Annotated in this window: 22 protein-coding genes and 1 pseudogene; 7 read left to right on the top strand and 16 right to left on the bottom strand. The window is 52.3% G+C overall.

Features of this window, described 5'->3' with window-relative positions; genetic code table 11:
• Positions 1-15: 15 nt before the first annotated feature.
• The 6 genes from JIG40_RS07840 to JIG40_RS07865 form a co-directional block, all read right to left on the bottom strand.
• Positions 16-936, bottom strand: a complete 921-nt coding sequence (locus JIG40_RS07840) for a DMT family transporter (protein ID WP_199465089.1) — start codon at positions 934-936, stop codon at positions 16-18.
• A 152-nt stretch (positions 937-1088) separates the two neighbouring features.
• Complete coding sequence (locus JIG40_RS07845; RefSeq protein WP_199465090.1) at positions 1089-1796, bottom strand: AraC family transcriptional regulator; 708 nt, start codon at positions 1794-1796, stop codon at positions 1089-1091.
• Between the two features lie 2 nt (positions 1797-1798).
• The gene (locus tag JIG40_RS07850; RefSeq protein ID WP_024374861.1) at positions 1799-2158 is read right to left on the bottom strand and encodes an aldehyde-activating protein; all 360 of its coding nucleotides are present in this window, start codon (positions 2156-2158) and stop codon (positions 1799-1801) included.
• A gap of 44 nt (positions 2159-2202) precedes the next feature.
• Positions 2203-2997, bottom strand: coding sequence for a PhzF family phenazine biosynthesis protein (locus JIG40_RS07855; RefSeq protein ID WP_199465091.1), 795 nt, complete (start codon positions 2995-2997; stop codon positions 2203-2205).
• Positions 2998-3113: 116 nt separating this feature from the next.
• Positions 3114-3650 (bottom strand): hypothetical protein, encoded by a 537-nt coding sequence (locus JIG40_RS07860; RefSeq protein ID WP_020328852.1) that lies wholly within the window; start codon positions 3648-3650, stop codon positions 3114-3116.
• Positions 3651-3821: 171 nt separating this feature from the next.
• Positions 3822-5198 (bottom strand): PLP-dependent aminotransferase family protein, encoded by a 1377-nt coding sequence (locus tag JIG40_RS07865; RefSeq protein ID WP_199465092.1) that lies wholly within the window; start codon positions 5196-5198, stop codon positions 3822-3824.
• 104 nt (positions 5199-5302) lie between these two features.
• Here JIG40_RS07865 and JIG40_RS07870 point away from each other — a divergent pair, with 104 nt between their 5' ends.
• Entirely contained in the window at positions 5303-6208 is a 906-nt protein-coding gene (locus JIG40_RS07870; protein ID WP_199465093.1) for an EamA family transporter, read from the top strand.
• 239 nt (positions 6209-6447) lie between these two features.
• Positions 6448-7776, top strand: coding sequence for an MFS transporter (locus JIG40_RS07875; protein WP_199465094.1), 1329 nt, complete (start codon positions 6448-6450; stop codon positions 7774-7776).
• Positions 7777-7800: 24 nt separating this feature from the next.
• On the opposite strand, the pseudogene JIG40_RS07880 reads toward JIG40_RS07875, so the two are convergent.
• From JIG40_RS07880 to JIG40_RS07910, 7 genes and pseudogenes are all read right to left on the bottom strand, one after another.
• A pseudogene (locus JIG40_RS07880) lies at positions 7801-8229 on the bottom strand (bifunctional diaminohydroxyphosphoribosylaminopyrimidine deaminase/5-amino-6-(5-phosphoribosylamino)uracil reductase RibD).
• Between the two features lie 61 nt (positions 8230-8290).
• Positions 8291-8737: a glutathione S-transferase family protein gene (locus JIG40_RS07885; RefSeq protein ID WP_199465095.1), complete on the bottom strand. Its 447-nt coding sequence runs from the start codon at positions 8735-8737 to the stop codon at positions 8291-8293.
• 293 nt (positions 8738-9030) lie between these two features.
• On the bottom strand, positions 9031-9660 hold the full coding sequence (locus JIG40_RS07890; protein ID WP_199465096.1) for an RraA family protein: 630 nt from the start codon (positions 9658-9660) through the stop codon (positions 9031-9033).
• 379 nt (positions 9661-10039) lie between these two features.
• On the bottom strand, positions 10040-10414 hold the full coding sequence (locus tag JIG40_RS07895) for a hypothetical protein (RefSeq protein ID WP_024374857.1): 375 nt from the start codon (positions 10412-10414) through the stop codon (positions 10040-10042).
• Between the two features lie 211 nt (positions 10415-10625).
• Positions 10626-10820, bottom strand: a complete 195-nt coding sequence (locus tag JIG40_RS07900) for a 4-oxalocrotonate tautomerase family protein (protein ID WP_020328859.1) — start codon at positions 10818-10820, stop codon at positions 10626-10628.
• A gap of 18 nt (positions 10821-10838) precedes the next feature.
• On the bottom strand, positions 10839-11228 hold the full coding sequence (locus tag JIG40_RS07905; RefSeq protein ID WP_158126356.1) for a nuclear transport factor 2 family protein: 390 nt from the start codon (positions 11226-11228) through the stop codon (positions 10839-10841).
• Positions 11228-11848: a glutathione S-transferase family protein gene (locus JIG40_RS07910; RefSeq protein ID WP_199465097.1), complete on the bottom strand. Its 621-nt coding sequence runs from the start codon at positions 11846-11848 to the stop codon at positions 11228-11230. The genes JIG40_RS07905 and JIG40_RS07910 overlap by 1 nt, the downstream gene beginning before the upstream one ends.
• Positions 11849-12012: 164 nt before the next feature.
• Here JIG40_RS07910 and JIG40_RS07915 point away from each other — a divergent pair, with 164 nt between their 5' ends.
• Positions 12013-12915 carry a LysR family transcriptional regulator gene (locus JIG40_RS07915; RefSeq protein ID WP_154183065.1) on the top strand — a complete coding sequence of 301 codons (903 nt, stop codon included), beginning with the start codon at positions 12013-12015 and terminating at the stop codon, positions 12913-12915.
• Positions 12916-13019: 104 nt separating this feature from the next.
• Entirely contained in the window at positions 13020-13406 is a 387-nt protein-coding gene (locus JIG40_RS07920) for a hypothetical protein (protein WP_020328864.1), read from the top strand.
• A gap of 50 nt (positions 13407-13456) precedes the next feature.
• Here JIG40_RS07920 and JIG40_RS07925 read toward each other — a convergent pair whose 3' ends face one another.
• Together JIG40_RS07925 and JIG40_RS07930 are read right to left on the bottom strand one after the other, a co-directional pair.
• Complete coding sequence (locus tag JIG40_RS07925) at positions 13457-14014, bottom strand: hypothetical protein (RefSeq protein WP_158152355.1); 558 nt, start codon at positions 14012-14014, stop codon at positions 13457-13459.
• Between the two features lie 92 nt (positions 14015-14106).
• Positions 14107-15132: an AraC family transcriptional regulator gene (locus tag JIG40_RS07930; RefSeq protein ID WP_199465098.1), complete on the bottom strand. Its 1026-nt coding sequence runs from the start codon at positions 15130-15132 to the stop codon at positions 14107-14109.
• A gap of 222 nt (positions 15133-15354) precedes the next feature.
• On the opposite strand from JIG40_RS07930, the gene JIG40_RS07935 reads away from it, so the two are divergent.
• The 3 genes from JIG40_RS07935 (at position 15355) to JIG40_RS07945 (ending at position 16823) form a co-directional block, all read left to right on the top strand.
• On the top strand, positions 15355-15696 hold the full coding sequence (locus tag JIG40_RS07935) for a DUF805 domain-containing protein (protein ID WP_020328867.1): 342 nt from the start codon (positions 15355-15357) through the stop codon (positions 15694-15696).
• Positions 15697-15708: 12 nt separating this feature from the next.
• Positions 15709-16290 (top strand): hypothetical protein, encoded by a 582-nt coding sequence (locus tag JIG40_RS07940; protein ID WP_199465099.1) that lies wholly within the window; start codon positions 15709-15711, stop codon positions 16288-16290.
• A gap of 116 nt (positions 16291-16406) precedes the next feature.
• Positions 16407-16823 (top strand): PaaI family thioesterase, encoded by a 417-nt coding sequence (locus tag JIG40_RS07945; RefSeq protein ID WP_199465100.1) that lies wholly within the window; start codon positions 16407-16409, stop codon positions 16821-16823.
• Here JIG40_RS07945 and dsdA read toward each other — a convergent pair.
• On the bottom strand, positions 16820-18130 hold the full coding sequence (gene dsdA, locus JIG40_RS07950) for a D-serine ammonia-lyase (RefSeq protein WP_199465101.1): 1311 nt from the start codon (positions 18128-18130) through the stop codon (positions 16820-16822). The two genes, JIG40_RS07945 and dsdA, sit on opposite strands and share 4 nt — an antisense overlap.
• Positions 18131-18282 lie beyond the last annotated feature (152 nt).

Raw genomic sequence — 18282 nt, forward strand, 5'->3', positions numbered from 1 at the left:
GGTGATATCTCCCTCTTAGCCAGACGCTGCGTTTGCGATTAACGCGCGTCTGGCTTTGTCGTTCTGATAACCCCATACGCTTGCGGCAACGGTGAGCACTCCCACCCAAGACATCAGGCTGAGCGTGGTACCAAACAGCGCATAATCAAACAGAATCGTCAGCACCGGAATGCTGTAGAACAGCACGCTGACCTGACTGGCGGACTGATGTTTGAGCATCAGCATCAACAGCAGCAACGCGCCGGTCGACACCACCACACTCATCCACAGCAGCGAGATGACAAGCGGCGCATTCCATTGCATCTGCCAGGGTTGCGTCAGTTGAATAAGGCTGAAAATAACCAGTGCCACACTGTTCTGACACACCACCGAATCCAGATTGTCGAACTTGATTCGGCCTTGGCAAATGGTGCCAAAAGTAATCGCTGCCAATGCCAGTATCGCCAGACCTATCCCGCTCCAGTTCAGCGCGTCCAGTTGCGCCGACCCAGCGACTGCAAGGCTCAGCCCCATAAATCCAAACAGCAGAAACAGCATTGCGCGTCGGCTCTGACGCTGCCCGGTCAGCAGTGGTGTCAGGAGTGGTTGTAAGCCCAAAATGACGGTAACGATGCCCGGAGACAGACCTGTTGAGATCGCCAGAAAGTAACCACTGAGATAGCCGGCCTGCAATAGCAAGCCGGAGCCCAGTAGGTTCCACCGGGTAGCCCCAGTGGTGTGAGACAGATTGGGGCGCCAGCGGCCGCGCATCAGGCGCAGTAATAACAGTGTCAGCGTGAAAGAAATGGCCGAACGGGCAATCAGAAAGCTCCAGACGGAAGCATGTTCTAAGCCGAGCTTGACCATCACCGCACCACTGCTCCACATCAGAAGAAACAGAATCGGTGCCAGTGTCAGCAGGGAATAAGGTTGGTTTAAACGTATTGAACGCGACATTAGACATTCTCGGTGAACAAAAATCAGTAACACCGATAGTAGAGCGATTATTTTATTAAATTGTGCAGAAAGGACACTTTGCTACGCCGAGATGGTGCTTTTCGTGTTGCCACCGCCACAAGTTCACCATATGTATTGTTGGGATGGAAAACTTACTTGGCGTAGAACTTGGGCGGCTGGCCAAAATAACGGCTGAAACTGCGGCTGAAAGCGGAAGGATCCTGAAAGCCCACTTGCTCAGCAATCAGACCAATCGGGTAGTCGGAGTGAGTCAGCAGTGCGCGGGCACGCTCCATTCTCAGTTGGGTAAGGTACTGAAACGTCGTCATCCCCAGATTGGCTTTGAACAGGTTCTTGTATTGAGTGGTGCTCAGGCACGCAATGTTGGCCAGCTCATTGATGGTCAGTGAGCGGGTCAGATTATCGCGCATCGCCTGCACCGCTTTTTGAATCCGCGGGTCGATTTTGCGCGCAAAGCTCTGGCGAGCCAGCAGTGCCAGAAACAGCTCCAGCGTCATGGCTTCAATGTGTTTATCAACCTGCGCACTGAGCTGCTTGTCGACGAACTGAATGTACGCCAACGCTGAAGGATCAAGCAGAAAACTCACGACTTCCGACTGAGTTAGATTGGCAGGCAGTTCGTTGAGATCGGCAACCAGAAAACGGAAAGCTTCCGGCGCGCTGAAATCGTGGCGCGATCCGGCGCGAATCACCACGCAATCGCCCAAACCAGATTTGAGCACGACATCATCGACCACAATGTCGATGTAGCCCGATAGCGGCAACACCAACTGGTGATAGTGGTGCACGTGGCTGGTGGAGTGGGCAGTGTAAGAGCGAATCGACAGACGGTTGCGCATTGTTAATCCAGATAACGCCACGAATCGGCGCCGTCAAAGTGGCGAATGATCAAGGCCTGTTGGACCACGGCATCAAACATCCGATAGTTGACGGCAAGGCGCTCGCTGCCCGTGCCCGGAGCCGCCGTGTAATGGGTGACGCAGCCGCATCCTTTACAGCGCTGAAACTCAATACATTGATCACCCCATACATACTGTTCAAGACCCGCCCCCTGATCGATGACCTTAACTTCAGGTTGAGTAAAGTAACCCCACAGCGCGCCATAACGGCGACAAATAGAGCAGTTGCATTCAGTGGCTGTCGTGGTGAGACGAGGGATCTCCAAACTGATGTTGCCGCAGTGACAGTGTCCACGAATCATAATGTCGTCCTTCCTGAGTTGAGGTTCCAACGGCATCAAACGTGCTAAGCAACGTGAATGTTGCCACGCAGATAGAGCACGCCATGGCCGGAAACGATGACGCGATCGCCTTGCAATTCGCACTGCAGCAAACCGCCACGTTGTGACGCCTGATAAGCGAGAAGCTTGGTTTTACCCAGACGTTCGCCCCAGAATGGCGTCAGTCCGGCATGAATTGAACCCGTCACCGGATCCTCATCACCGCCATTGGCGGGCCAGAAATAGCGCGAGATAAAATCATAGTCGGTCGATTTAGCCGTCGCAACCACATCATACGGTGCGAGTTGTTTGAGTTTTTGGTTATCGCGCAGCACCTGAGTCACCGCTGCTTCATCCTTGTACACCGCAAAATAGGCTTGAGGGCTGAGAAGCACTTCATCAGGCTTGATGGAAAGCCCTTCCAGTAAAGCGGCCGGGATTTCACTGACAGGTTGCGGCGCGCGATTGGGAAAGCTCATCGCGATGCGCTTGTCCGCCGACTGGGTAACGCTGAGTGTGCCGACGGCGGCAGTGTCGAACGTCAATGTATCGCCTCCGCCAAAGTGATTGAACAACACGTAAGCGGAGGCCAGTGTCGCATGGCCACAGAAATCAATTTCGGTCAGCGGAGAAAACCAGCGGATGGCGTAATGGTCCGCAGCAAGGCGTTTGATGAACGCGGTTTCAGAGAGGTTGTTTTCCTGGGCAATGGCGAGCATGAGCTCGTCGCTCAGCCAGTCCGTGACAGGGACAACGGCGGCCGAGTTGCCCTTAAAGCGTTCGGTGGTAAAGGCATCAACCACAAACAGTTCCAGTTCCATATTTTCTCCCGATTCCCTCTGATGTTTGATTGTCCAACATACAGAAAATCAGGCATATAGCAACGGGGAAGCACAGAGAGAAGCCGGGGCGTAAAGCCCGCCCCGACAATAACCAATTAGTTTTCCATCATCTGCATGGCTTTTTTCATCAGGATCGGTTTGAGGCGTTGCGCTGCTTTTTTGTCTTCATCAGTCATGCAGCGGTTCAGCAGTTCAATCACGTTGTTCTGATTGGCAATTTCCGCTTCGAGCTCGCTACGGCTCTCCGCTGGCAGGGATTTCAGTAACGATTCGCTGGATTTGAGCATCATCTGCATCTCTTCCATCATCATCCACTGCATTTTGTGGGTGAACTCGAAGTACTCAACCGGTGACATGCCATGATGTTTGGCTGCTGCTTCCACATCCGCGACCTCCTTGGCAGGGGCTGAAGCGACGGCCTGTTGATAGTGACGTTGCCAGTCACAGTGCGCCGCGTAGGTCAGTGGCATCGTTGTCTCGTCGGTGTCAAAAGAATCCTCTGCGGTTGCGTCGAGCTCTTCGGTCACCTGCATGTAAGTATCGAGGTTTTTCTCAGTCAGTACGGTTTTCGCAAAGCCTGATGTTGAGCAGAGTAGCAGTAGCAGACCTGCCCATACCGGGGTGTGTTTCATTTCGTCGTTCCTTTGAAAGTTAAGCCAGCTGGCGTTGAAGTTATTATTATGATTTTCAGCACGTTAATCACGGCATGAGAAGTCTAGGAGCTGGCGATGAAACTGTCTATCTCTTGTGCAATGTTGTGCTTAAAATCTTAGACACAAGACGCTTTGCGCTGGCATTCGCGCTTATAGGCGCACGTGCTGCTTGATGACCGTCATCAGCCTAGCCAGTTCTCCGGTTATCTCTTCGCTTGGCGCAAAGCCGATATTAATGCGCAGGCAGTCCTGATAGCGCTCAGACTCTGTAAACCAAGGGCCGATACGAATATCAAGCTGCGCCTGTTCAGCAGCCTCACCGACAGCTTTGGCATTGAGGCCGGGGATCTGCATCCATAACACCAAACCACCATCGGGCTGTGTAATCCGGCTTCCTGTTGGCAGATGTTCACTCAGGTAATTGAGGTAGTAGGCTTTGTGCTGACTGAGCTGGTAACGCACCCGTTTGAGATGACTGGCGTAAGCGCCGGAGTCGATAAAATCGGCCAGTGCATACTGAATCAGCGTTGGCACGCCCAAGGCTCGTTTCAAATACGGCTGAAAAAAGCGCCCTGGGCGGCACCAGCCAATCCGATAACTGGGGGACAAGGTTTTCGATACTGAGCCACACCACAGAACGTATCCGCCGTCATCGTAATACGAGGCGGGCAGCAGTGGCTGATGGCGATGGGGCAGTTCCAGATACACGTCATCTTCAATTACGGGCACCCGGTAGTGATTAGCAAGTTTAGCCAAGCGCTCCTTTTGCTGGCTGGAGAGCGTAATACCCTGTGGGTTCATGTGGGTGGTGCAGAACAAACCTGCCTGCACTTGGCCACATTGAAGGTGCTGTTCAAACTGATCGAGGTCGATGCCATCAGCCAGAGAGGGAATTTCGATAATGCGCAATGAAAGTTGGGAGAGCAAATCCAACAAGCCATTGTAACAGGGCGAACTGACGGCCACGGTGTCTCCGGGTTGTGTACAAACCTGCAGTGCGTTTTTGACCGCATCCATACAACCGTGGGTGATCACCAGCTCTTGTGCGTTGAGCGCAAATCCGCAGTGCGTGAAATGAGTGGCGAGTGCGTTGAGCAGGGCTGGTTCACCCTGAGGTTCCGGGTAATAGGTTATTTTGTTAGCGGCCCGTTTCATTGCGCGGCGCAGGCTGCGATCCAGCGCCTGCTGCGTGGGATTATCCAGTTGTAAACGCGATGTACCGAGTGGCCCGCAAGGTGCCAGCGTGCGGCTGCGAATGGTGGTCGGCGTGGTGACGGTGCTGCGAAAAGGTGGCCAGCTCGGCGGCGGTGCAATCTGGCTTTGCTGAGCAATAAAGAATCCGGCCTGCGGCCGGGCAATCAACCAGCCTTGCGCTTCGAGTTCAGCATAGCAACTGACGGCAGTCGAGACACTGACGCCATGTTGGCTGGCAAACTGGCGCAGCGACAACATACGATCGCCTGGCGTCAGTTTCCCTGCCTCAATATCGTGAACAAATTTCTCTGCCAATTGTTTATACCGCGCCATGCTGTCACCAAATTGTACTGGTTAAATTTTATAAAATTGTATCTGTACTGTTTTTATTCGGCAAGGGAGACTGGGTGACAAGGTTAAAAGTCAGGAGATAAGCAATGCAGGGACGAGATTTACTGCTCATCATCAGCGTGATGGCAATCTGGGGATTCAATTTTTCGATGATCAAACTGGGCGTGAGCGAGATGGATCCGCTGCTGATCGCCGCCGCGCGCTTTTTCTGCGCCACGTTTCCAATCATTTTCTTTGTCCGTAAACCCAATGTGCAATGGCGCTATCTGATGGCCTATGGCTTGGTGTTCGGTACTGGTATTTGGGGCATGGCATCGTGCTCCATCACGTTTGGCTTGTCGTCGGGTATGGCATCGGTGTTGCTGCAAACCGATGTGCTGACCACCGTGCTGGTCGGGGTGTTGCTGTATAAAGAGGTGATTTCCGCCCGCATGGCGGCAGGGATCGTGTTATCCGTGGTTGGGCTAGTGGTCTCCATCATTTACACCAATGGCAACGTCACGTTGGCGGGCGTGGTGTTTATCATGATCTCGGCAATTTGCTGGCCGTTGGCGGGGGTGATTGTACGCAAATCGGGCACGCGATCGGCTTTTGCATTCAACATTTGGGGTATGTTGTTTGCGCCGCTGCCTTTGGTCGTGCTGAGCGTCGGCATGAATGGATGGGACGTGCTGAGTACCACCTATCAACAGTGGAACAGTAATGCGTGGATTTCAGTGCTGTTTCAGGCTTACCCGACCACCGTATTCGGCTATTGGGTGTGGAACAAAATGGTCCTTAAATACCCGATGAGTCAATTGGCGCCGATGACGCTGTTGGTGTCGGTGTTTGCACTGCTGAGCGGTTACGCGATCTACGATGAGCAACTGTCGCTCGCTCAGTGGGTATCATGCAGCACCTTCTTACTGGGAATTGGTTTGGTGCTCTATCCCCAGAGCAAAAAACAGCCTGCGTTTGAGAAGCGAACAGTGAGTACGCCCACCTCCGTATAACGCGTCATTAAGCGCTCGAAATGCTCTGGATTTTTATTCAGGGCATTTTTGCTTTCTGGGAGTGGGCTGGTTGAGAGATTCAGTCCACGGTTACGCGTTTCAGTCATGTACATTGCGCTTAAAGAACTGCTAGATTGAGAGGAGATTCCTGCGAACAAGACGTTCATTTTTCTCGTCGCGCCAATCAACGGGCGACGCATTGCCGACAGTATCCTCGGCATGTTTACAAGGACTTGTAGATGACAAACCCTCTGCGTACTTTTGCCTCTTTGTACAGCACGACACTGCTGACTGTGCTGGCCAGCGGCCTGTTGACGACCTACCTCGGACTTCGCCTTTCAGCCATGCAAGTGCCTGAAATCTGGATTGGTGGCATGATGTCGGCATATTACGCGGGGCTGGTTGCTGGTTCTAAGATTGGTCACCGTTTGATTGCTCGGGTAGGTCACATTCGTGCGTTCGTAGCCAGTGCCGGGATTGTCACCGCATCCGCTCTGGGCCATGCATTAGTTGACCAGCTCACCATTTGGATTGTGCTGCGGCTGATGGTCGGTATCGGCATGATGTGTCAATACATGGTGCTGGAAAGCTGGCTTAACGAGCAGGCAGACAACAGTCAACGGGGCACTGTGTTCGCCAGTTACATGATCGTGTCGTACCTTGCGTTGATTCTCGGTCAGGGCGCAATCAGTCTCTACCCCGATTTAGGTCTGGAACCGCTGCTGCTGATCGCCATCTGTTTTGCGCTCTGCATTGTGCCGATTGCAATTACCCGGCGTATTCACCCGGCGCCATTGGTGCCCGCGCCGCTGCACATCACCTATTACTGGAAAAAAGCACCGCAAGCGCTAACTACGGTAGCGATTGGCAGCATGGTGGTTGGCTCGTTTTACGGCCTGGCACCGGCTTATGCCAGTAATCTTGGGCTGGCGCCGGAAGAGGTCGCCACCTACATGACCGCTACCATTTTAGCTGGCCTGCTTGCTCAGTGGCCGATGGGTAAACTTTCTGATGTCATCTCGCGCAGTAGCCTGATTCGCATCAACTGTGTGTTGCTGGTCGGGTTGACACTGAGTATCGCATTCACGCCTTACCATCACTTTGCGGCACTGGCGATGACATTTCTGTTTGGCATCTTAGCGTTCACCCTCTATCCGCTGGCTACTGCGCTGGCGAATTCTCGCGTCGAACAAAGTGAACGAGTTGGTCTATCGGCGACTATCCTGCTGACCTTTGGTTTGGGAGCCAGTATCGGCCCGCTGATTGCATCAGGTGTGATGCAATGGCTGGGCAATAATATGTTGTATGGCTTTATGGGAGCGTGTGGTTGTGTGCTGTTCTTGACGCTGCAATACATTAACTCACAGCAAAAAGCCGAAGTGCAAACCACCGAAGATTACATCATGGCGACGGGCGATTTAGTCTCTTCGCCACTGGCGGCAGCGCTCGACCCACGGGTTGATATTGAATCAGTACAAGAGCAGATGACGCCAACTCCGGACACTGACGATGAAGAGATGGAATCTGAATCTGAAGAGGAAGAAGAGAGTAAGGCAGAAGTGGCGTAAGTGATTTTCTTCTTGCCGCCACTATCACGATTTGCACAGATAAGGCCTTAAAAAGGCGCTTATTTGCTCTTCGCACATTCCGACCTGAACGTGAATGCCAGCGCGTTTGAGGATGTCGATTCCCTTACCGTTATTGCGAATGTCCGGATCCAACATCCCGACAATCACGTGCTTGATTCCTGCCTGAATTAACGCGTTTGCACAGGCAGGTGTTCTACCTACAAATGAGCAGGGTTCCAAAGTAACATAGGCTGTCACCCCATCCATGGGGCCTGAATATGCTTTAAGAGCTTGAACTTCAGCATGCTGACCACCGACAATTTGTGTATATCATCCCTCTGATACGATGGTTTCATTTTTCACTAATATGCATCCTACAGGAGGATTGGGAACGCAAAGTGGTAAAGCGTTCTTAGAAACTTCCAGTGCTCTTAGCATGTACTTTTCAGGCATTTCCTTCATATTCCTGTGACTGGCAAACCGTTTAGATAAGCTGAGAATCGGACCGCGCTATTTATGACGCGTGCCCTTTGACAAACACTTCGTGTTGGCTGACTCGTTGCAGATAGTCTTGCAGGTTAGGGGCGTGTTTCTCGACCAAATCCGCCGGAACATGATCGAGCGCACCGGAACACAGGTGGCGAAGCAACATCATTACCCTAAGATCGGCGATCGTGAGACGATTGTCCGCAAAGTAGTCACCCGCTTGAGCTAATTTCTTTGAAAAGAAGGTCAGATACGCTGGAAAGACCGTAGCGCATAACTTTTCTCGTGCGGCTTTCAGTTCTTCGCTTTGCAAAGAAAATGTTTCTGCAACTTTCGCGGTGAGTTCTTCTGCCGCGTCCAATGCTTCATCGCACAGCAGTGCTTGAATGGGGTCATTCGGGTATAACCCCGTCAGTTTGCCCACATAGCGGTTGATTGCGTTGGATTGAGTTACCCGATGGCCTTCAACGTCCATCACGGGCACTTTGCCTAGCGGGTAATCCTTCGCCCTTTCAGCCAACTCTTTGGGGGAAAACGCACATCCTCGAAATCGATGCCAGCATAACGTAATGCAATGCGTGCGGGTTCCGCTCGTCCACCGGGAAAATCAAAATAGTGAATAGATAGCTTGCTCATTGCTCAGTCCCTTTCATCGGTTTTGGATAGTTAACTTGCGGTTAAAACCTGTCGCGGCTACACAAAAAATAATCTATGAAGATTCTATTTGCGAGTATTGTGCTGAAACATTGTTTAATAATGAGCCCATGTTTACTTACGACGCTGGGCTAATGTCTTCGCTGAACTTATCGCCTTCGAGATCTTTTCTCTGTGTCTAGTTTCCCACTCTGATAAAGTCAGTGACGCTTCTGCAGATGCTTTCTCGGACGCCAATTGAAATACGCGCTCTCGTTCCGATTTCGGAATCACCACAATCCCTTCGATATCAGCGACGATCATATCGCCGGTTGCCACTTTTACGCCGCCGCAAATGATGGGCGCACAAAGTTCAGTAAAGATTTCTTTTTTTCCCGGTACCGGATGCAATCCTTTTGCAAAAACGGGGAACTGCCTATTCTCTATTTCGCTTAGATCCCGAATGACACCATCCACAATAAACCCTTTTATCCCTCTTTGTTGAGCGACGGCACATACATTACCTCCGGCCACGGCATATTCCGCATCGACGCCGTCGACCACCAAAATAGAACCTTCAGGCGCTTCATAGATTGCCGAATGAAGCATTAAATTATCGCCGGGTGCCAATTGAACCGTAAAAGCTTCGCCAAATATTCGTGGCATTCCCTGCCAAATGGGGCGGATAGTGAAGTCCATAAAGTGATCATGGCTCAATACATTTCCGTAATCGGTGGTTGCCAATGCAGAAAAATCCCTATTCATATTTAACCTCCCTATTTAAGCAAACGTGACGTCTGGTGTACAAATGGCAAAGGATATTGCCGACCAATCTTCAGGCTGTGACTACGCAACACAATAGTCAACTAAACACATATCATTAATTGGGAGTGTTGAAGCAAGAGCGGACTGTTGAAGATGTGATGAGCCGTTGCTCAAAACCATGACGAGGCAGACATTTGCCTGAGATAAACAGCACCAGTTTGCAGTAGAACAGGCTATAACCACCGCTTAAATGGCACTTACCTGGAAAGCGCAGAAACAAAAAAGGCGTTAGCAGATTGACTAACGCCTTTATGATTGATGGCATTCCGCCTCAGGTGGCAGATGCATTTCATGTTACTGATTGAGCGGGGTTAGGCTCTTATTCAACATCGCAATTGGTGCAACTTTGCAGGGCGATTTCGTGTTCAAACACGATGGCTTCGTTACCTTCTGCCGCTAGTTCGGCTAACTCATCGGCGACTTCTTGTTCATCTTCTGCTTCAACTTGATTCTCAAGCTCTTCTTCTGAATAGCCGTAGAAGTTCAGCAATAGATACTCACGCGCTTCGTCTTTAGTACAAGTCACGTTTACCGAAATATCCGGCTCAATGTTGCCTTGTTCGATAATCGCGGTCACTTGTGCCAGAACATCATCTTTCATCGCTGCGGTTAACCAACCAAGATCGGTGCTTACTGTGGTTTTTTTGCAGTTAAAACAAGGCAGTTGATGGAAGTAATATTGAAAATCAGTCATAGGTCATGTCTTCTCTGAGAGTTGTACCGGACGATTATGCGCGTTTTCCAGCAAAATACTATCTCAATAGGCAGAGAAGTGGATTGCCCTCGGTGGATTTGGTTCTGGCGGGGTGTCAAAGCCGCTGTTGAGTGTGTTTACCGATGCTTGATTGAGACAAAGCATCCACCCTTGGTTGAGAGTGGATGCTTGGTTAACTGCGCTATGACAGTCAGCGGCGCAGTTCCGTTACCTGATCAAAACCGACGCCCCAGTTGTCTGTGTTGACCTCGTCGATGACCACAAAAGTCTTCTCTGGGTTCTTATTCAGGATATCGACCATCAGTTGCGTACAACCTTTGATGATCGCCTGCTTTTGTTCCTTGGTCACACCATCATCGGTGACTTTTACGTTGATATAAGGCATGTTTTCTTTCTCCTAATCTTAAGGTTTCTCAACCTCAACTGACACGTCGGTGTACATTTTGCTGACGATGCGCCACTGTCCGTCTTCCTTCAGAAGCCCCAAAAAGTCGATGTAATCAAAGCTAAACAACGGACAATGAATTTTCGCCATCGCTTGATCTTTGACGATATCGAGCGACTCAATCTTAAAGTTAAATGCGAGGCTCAACTGCTCAGGGCTTTTTCGCTCCGACACATCGTTTAGCCACTCAGTCATGCTGCGTCGAACGCTGGGGGCTTTCAGGCACACGTCCGGGTGAAAAATGCGCCCAAGCAGTGCAGCATCACCTCGGTGTAGCCCGTCAAAATAGTGGTTGATGATGGCGATGATCTGCTGGCGATCATCATTGCCGTTAAAAGTCGTGGGCATCATTTATCCTTGTTTTTCTCGGATTCAACACGTTGTGCTTCGATCGTGCGCTGAAAGTTCGGCATCGCCTGCACGGTTTCAATCATATGACGAGAACGAGGCCCGATATTGATATCCACCGGAAAATACGCACCCCAAGTGGCGTAGACCGCGAGCAAAATATCGGCCGCGCTCGGGGCATTGCCGCCGAGGTATGGTTGGGACTGCAACAGGCTTTCGACATAGCGCCATAGAGTGCTGATTGCATCGGCTGCCTGATTCAACGCGGATTGTTTGACGGCTTCATCATCGATATTCGCGGCGATAAAGAACAGTCGGCTGTAGGCGGGGTGCATCGTAGCGTTCGCAAACAGTATGTTCTGAATCGCGTTCTGGCGCGCAAAGCCGTGGCTGGGAAGCAGGGTGTTTTCGTGCTTGGTTAACAAATGCAGAATGATAGCCGCCCCTTCCGTCAGCGTATGTTCTCCATCCACCAGAACCGGAACCGCTTGAATTGGCGTTATTGCGGCAAAATCAGCGACGTGTGCTCTGTCGACAATTTTTACGTCTTGCCCGAGTTCAAGCAAAATGACTTGTGTCGCAATGGCGCAGGTACCAGGGGAATAATAGAGTGTGTACATGGTGTTCTCCTTAACTAGACAAATTTCTTCACCGATTCGGCTTGGCAAGCAACGCTCGGTGATGGACTTATCCTAGTCCGCACTATTGGTTTCATATATAGCTATAATGTGCATATACTGTTCTCAAATCGAGAACAATGATGGCTTTATCGGGAGAGTTGAGGATGGATAAACTACGCGCTATTGAGCTCTTTGTGCGCTTAGCCAATCTGGGCAGTTTCACTAAGGTCGCTGAGCAGACTGGCACCTCAAAATCGATGATCAGCAAAGAGATTTCACGTTTAGAAGCGGATATTGGTGCGCGCTTACTGCATCGCTCCACCCGTAATGTTCAACTGACGCCCGTCGGAGAGGGCTATTTACAGCGCGCGAATGACATTCTGACAAAACTCGCCGAAGCCGACAGCTTTGCGCAGGATTTACAACAAAACCTGCGTGGTAAGCTGAAGATCAATGCACCGATGGCTCTGGGAATCACTGATTTATCCGGTTTGTTTGCCGATTTCATGTTGGCTCATCCCGACCTTGAGCTGGATATTCATCTGGGCGACGAACAGATGGATCTGGTCGAGCATGGCTTTGACTTGGGGTTTCGCGCGTCAAGCCAGCCGATTGATGTCAACTATGTCGGCAAAGCGCTCACTCATTTCAGTTACAAGGTGTGTGCATCACCGGGGTATTTAGCCAGTCATCCCAACATTCTGATGCCCAAAGATCTGAAGGAGCACAACTGCTTCGTTTACAGCTATTTTCAAGGCAAACATGTCTGGCCGATAGAGGATGGTGTCGCCATCAGTGGCCGACTGAAAGTCAACAGCACGATGTTCATGATGGAAGCCATCAAACGAGGTCTCGGAATCGGGTTTATTCCGGACTTTGTCGCACAAAGCGCCATTGATAGCGGCGAGGTGGTGGAAATACTCGCGGATTCCAACAAGCCTCAACTGACGCTCTACGCGCTTTACCCAGCCAGGCATCATGTGCCCGCTAAGTTAGCGTTATGTATCGAGTTTTTACAGGCGTGGTTTGCGAATAAGAACCGCGAAGTACGCGAAGGTAGCGTATAAGCCGCCGGTCTGTGCGCCACCTTACTCATAATGTCTTCTACACTCATAAAAGGTCGGGCGGGTGTTTTATGCCGTGAGCCTGAAATGAGAATGAGGAGAAAGCGATGAAACGCACCTTATTGTTGGTCGTATTGGCGTTATTGGCATCACCAGTAAAAGCCGGTAACAACAGCGTGAATAGCGAATTCAGCCATGCCGTTGGCGGCGCGGCGATGGCCGGGGCATTTGTATGGGCGTCGGATGCTTGGTGGTCTAAAGAGGATAGGGGCTGGGTCGGTTTTTATATCAGCACGGCTTTAGGGGCTGTGTCGCAATACTATGAATATGAGCGAGGGACAAATACGGGCAAAGAGGCATTTCTGGATGCGGCGTCGCACGCACTTGGGTCCGCTATCGGGGCATATGTGACCGACCGCTACTTGCTCGCCCCTGTCATTGCTCCCGAGGAGCACGGTACCTATGTCGGCCTGACCGTGAGTCTTCGCTACTAACTGGAGATATCAGCCATTCAATGATTGAGGCGTTCCTGCCTCAATCGACGTCAGATGGGCTTTTTGCCGGCGTTGAATCTCTCTTCGGCGTCCCGGAACACGGATTTCACCCGCTCGACATCCCATGGATGTTCGACCAGAGTTTCATGATCCCATTCGCTTCTGGGTTCGTGAGGCGCGAAAAAGTCACCGCCATAGACATGAATAGCGCCCGTCATTTTCCCGATCGGATTGAGTACGGAATGGATCGTAGTGGTATCGAGTACGCACACGTCTCCTGCTCCGAGTGATTTTGCCCCGCGAGCTTCAATGCCGTTTGGCGTCCTTTGCCAGAAAATATTATCTTCTCTGCCCGAATAGATACCGACCACCGAAAACATCTGATGATTGTGTGGCATTAAATTCATGTAAGGCGCCCACTTGAAGTTGATGATTGTGAGTGCAGGTGAGCGGTAGAGCAGATGGATACCAGCGTGCTCTTGTTGGCCAAGTACTGAAGCCATCATTCTGGTCTCAGACATGGCTTCTGACACCACCGCATTAACCGCTTGTTCCCCCTCTGAGACGGCCTGAATGCAATTCTCAATAAACTTATCGGTGTTAAACATGAATGCGTCCTCCGTTACTTTCTCTCCACAAGAGAAATCATCCATTACAAGTATTAGCTCAGGTTGGCGACTCGACAAGGGATGAGATCATGTCAGTTCACACTCTTGCGAAAGCCGCTGGGCGTCAGTCCGGTCACGCGGCTGAATTCACGATTGAAGTTGGATTTGGTTTGAAAACCGGAATTCAGATAGACCTGCGTAATGCTCTCATCGCTGTGCAGCAAACGCTGCTTGGCGTACTCGATGCGATACTCATTGAGTATTTTTGAGATGTTGCGACCGTGAATCTGATTGACCGCCATTGAAATCTGCCTGGCTGGAATCGTCAGTTTACGCGCCAGACGATCCAGGGTTAAATCCGGGTCGAGAAATGCCTGCTTTTCGTTCATCAGTGTATCGAGTCGCGTCAGAATCGCCTGCGCGTGTTCATCGCTCATGGCACTGTTATCGCTTTGCTCAACGGCAGAGTCCGGCGCGCTCGCTTGCGGTTCTTCTTCGGCCGCGTGCAAGGTACTTTGCGCCACCATCACCACCGCTAACGCTAAGGTTGGCAACAACAGGGTGTAACCGACCGCCAGAACATACATCGCGTGGCGGCCCTCATACAGTGCGAAATCAAGTGTCAGCGCGCCATCAATGCAGGCAGAAAACAGCAGCATGCAACCGGCGGTGCGCTCGGCGTAGCGCACCCAGTCCATATCGGACAACCGGACTCGCGACGCTTCATTGCGCGACGCCAGCAGCAGCGCGATACCGTAACCGATATACAGCGCCGTCAGCATCAAATCCAGTGGCGCATGCCAATACGGATAGCTCAGCGACCCGGCAGCAATCACCAGTGGCCCGAGCCAATGCAGGCGCGCGAGCCTTCCGGGTTGGTGGGCGCGGCGAAAACAGTGCCAGGCGGCCATCGGCACCAGCGCGGCACACACCGGCTGCAACATGCGAAACAGTGCGATATCCAGTGTCCAGCGCAGGCCGACAATGGCCGTGGTTAAGGCGCAGAGCGCGGTAAACCAGCTGGCGGGTTTGGTCGCCGCATCGGATTTGACCCACAACACGATCGCCAACATCAACAGCAGCAATGAGACAACAAAGGGCAGGGGAATGGCGATCATCGGCTTTCCTTACATGGGCAACGTTTCATAATCCAACGTGCTAAGCCTACCTATTTCTCCGCGTCACGTGAAGATGTTGCGGTCCTCAAACCGGATGTAGGAAGTCCTCGAACCGGATCGAGGACTCGCCCGCCAAGGGATTGCGCCAAAGTGACCTTGTTCGGCGCAACTGCCGGACATCATTTTTAACGACAGAGGTCATAGGCGAGAAAAAGGAGCGCGATGATGAATTGGTATTGGCAGGCGTGGCAACTTGGGCTGAGTTTTTCCGGGCGAGCGACGCGTCAGGCGTACTGGATGTTCTTTTTGGTCAATCTGCTGGTCAGCCTTGTATTGGTGGCGCTGGAGATCAACGCCGGTTCGCCGCCGTGGGTGGAAGTGGCGTACAGCATACTCAGCTTTCTGCCGCTGGTGGCGGTGACGGTGCGCCGTTTGCACGACACCGGACGTTCTGGCTGGTGGAGTTTGGTGTTCTTTATTCCGGTGATTGGCGTGGTCGTGCTGTTGGTGCTGATGGCGCAGCGCAGCGAACCGCACCGCAATCGCTTTGATATCGCGCAATAGGGAGAATAGAAGATGAGACGAATTAAAATAGCAGCTTGGTTGGCACTCGTATGGGCATTTGGTCTATCAAGCGCGGCGCAGGCAACGGAAAAACCGCGGGTGGGCGAACATGGACAAGACAAGACGGCAACATGGCTCCCCAGCGATGTGCAAGGCTTAGTCATCGTGCCGACTGTGGCGGAAGGGCATCTGGTTTATCTGCATGGAATCGCTGGCAAAGGCGCATACCTGAGTCGCAATGAGGATGGTGAATTGTGCATTGTGGCACCGCTGCACATCGTGGCGGGTAACTTTGAGCAAGGCGGTATTGTGGTCAAAGAAACCGGCCCGGTGACGCTGCGCATATACAGCAGCGAAGTGTCGCAAGCGCTGAAAAACGGCGATCAGGTCACGAGTGAGCACTTACACGTGACGCAAGGGTTCGACCATGAACCCGGAGATGTGGCGATCGAAAGCGGCATCGGCAGCCAAGTGCATTTTATTTTGAACCCGCGCCGCAAGTGGACTTCGTGGCTCAATGGCGAATGGTCAGCCGCGCGCTGTCAAACCGCGACCGAGGCGCAACTCAAGCAGCTCTACACACGTCAATATTAGCGTCAGGTGCATGAATAATCGCTAGGTGCACAGGTTCGCTGCAAACATTGATTCCACCTCAGAATTAGAATTGTTATTGGCATATGCTAACTTAATTTTTGATAGTGAGGTGGATGATGACCAAGGCGTTAGAATCGCACGCAATGTGCGCGGTGTGCTCGCCAGCCGAGCACAATCCTTATTCATTGGGCGTGGCTTTGGCTTGCGACGAGTGCGGGCAAGTGAGTGGTCACTTTACCGTCTATTCGCGTCATCAGGGGTATCGGGGAAAGCTGCATGGTGGGATTGCCAGTTCGCTGCTCGATGCCGCGATGACGCACTGTTTGTTACATCAAGGCATCGAAGCGTTGACGGCGCAGTTGGACGTGCGCTTTCATCACCCGATTGTGGTGGGGGAACAGGTGGTGATTTCGGCGCATTGCGATACGGTGCGCCGAGGGATTTACCTGCTGACCGCGCAGCTACACGTTGACGGTGAGCTGCGGGTCAGTGCCAGCGGCAAATTTCTCCAAGAGAAAGTGAGAACGAGCTAGCTGCGCAGGTATTTGTCCATTTCGTCTTTCGGCACCATGCCGCCCCCGGTTGCCCACACCAAGTGCGTGGCGCGGCTGAGTTGGGCGTCACTGAAACCATGCTGAGCGAGATAGCCGTGATCGCGCTGCGCGACCACCGGCCCTTTCATGCCCGCCAAGGCTGACGGTTCGAGCTGAATCTGTTCGTAATCGCTGAGCATTTTCAGCAGCGTAAATAATGTTTCGTCGCTGACGGTGTAGTAGCCATCGAGCAGGCGCTCCATGGCGCGGCCGACAAAACCCGATGCGCGCCCGACCGCGAGGCCATCGGCTGCGGTGAGGTTATCGATGCCCAAATCCTGCACGCAGATAGCATCGTGCAAACCGGTGTGCACGCCAAGCAGCATGCACGGCGAGTGAGTGGGTTCGGCAAAGAGGCAGTGCACGTGATCGCCAAACGCGAGTTTGAGGCCAAAGGCGACACCGCCCGGGCCACCGCCGACGCCGCACGGCAGGTAAACAAACAGCGGATGCTCGGCGTCGACGCGAATTTCACGCTGTACCAACTGCGCTTTGAGGCGCTCACCGGCCACCGCGTAGCCCAGAAATAGCGTGCGGGAGTTTTCATCGTCGATGAAAAAGCAGCTCGGATCGTTTTGCGCTTGTGCGCGCCCTTGTTCAACGGCGACGCCGTAGTCACTGTCGTATTCCACCACGGTGACGCCATGTGAGCGCAGTTTGGCTTTTTTCCATTCACGGGCATCGGCCGACATGTGTACCGTGACGCGAAATCCGAGTTTGGCGCTCATGATGCCAATCGATAGGCCGAGATTTCCGGTGGAACCGACGGCAATCTGATGTTGCGAGAAAAAGTGGCGCAGTTCATCACTTGCCAGCGTGCGGTAATCGTCTTCAAGGTGGAGTAAACCCGCTTGCAGCGCGAGTTGTTCGGCGTGAGCCAATACTTCGTAAATCCCGCCTCGCGCTTTGATCGAGCCCGAAATCGGCAGGTGGCTGTCGAGTTTGAGCAGCAGCTTGCCCTGCATGTCGGTTTGGTAGTGAGATTGCAGCGCGCGGCGCATGTGATCGATGGCCACCAGCGGCGATTCGATGATGCCCTGGTTGACGGCGGTTTCAGGAAACACATGTTCAATATACGGCGCGAAGCGGCGCAGCCTTGCAGCCGCATCCTGCACGTCTTGCTCACTCAGGCCAACATGGGGCAGGCCTTCCGCCAGTGTGGTGATGTTGGGGTTGAACCATTGCGTTTCTTGTAGCGCAATGAGCTGTTTGAGCAATGGAAATCGTTCAATAAGGGCTTCGGTCATAGGGCACCTTCTCATCGGGTTTTAGCTTGTCATCATAACGATTTGTGTCGGTTTGCCTAGGGCGGGGCAATCAAAGTCTGAACCGATGCGTCACCTTGGCTGAGTGGATGTCGAAAATCTTCAATCTCTGATGTTTCCCTTTCCTTATGCTG

The sequence above is a fragment of the Vibrio sp. bablab_jr001 genome (assembly GCF_016464285.1).
Taxonomy (GTDB): domain Bacteria; phylum Pseudomonadota; class Gammaproteobacteria; order Enterobacterales; family Vibrionaceae; genus Vibrio; species Vibrio fluvialis.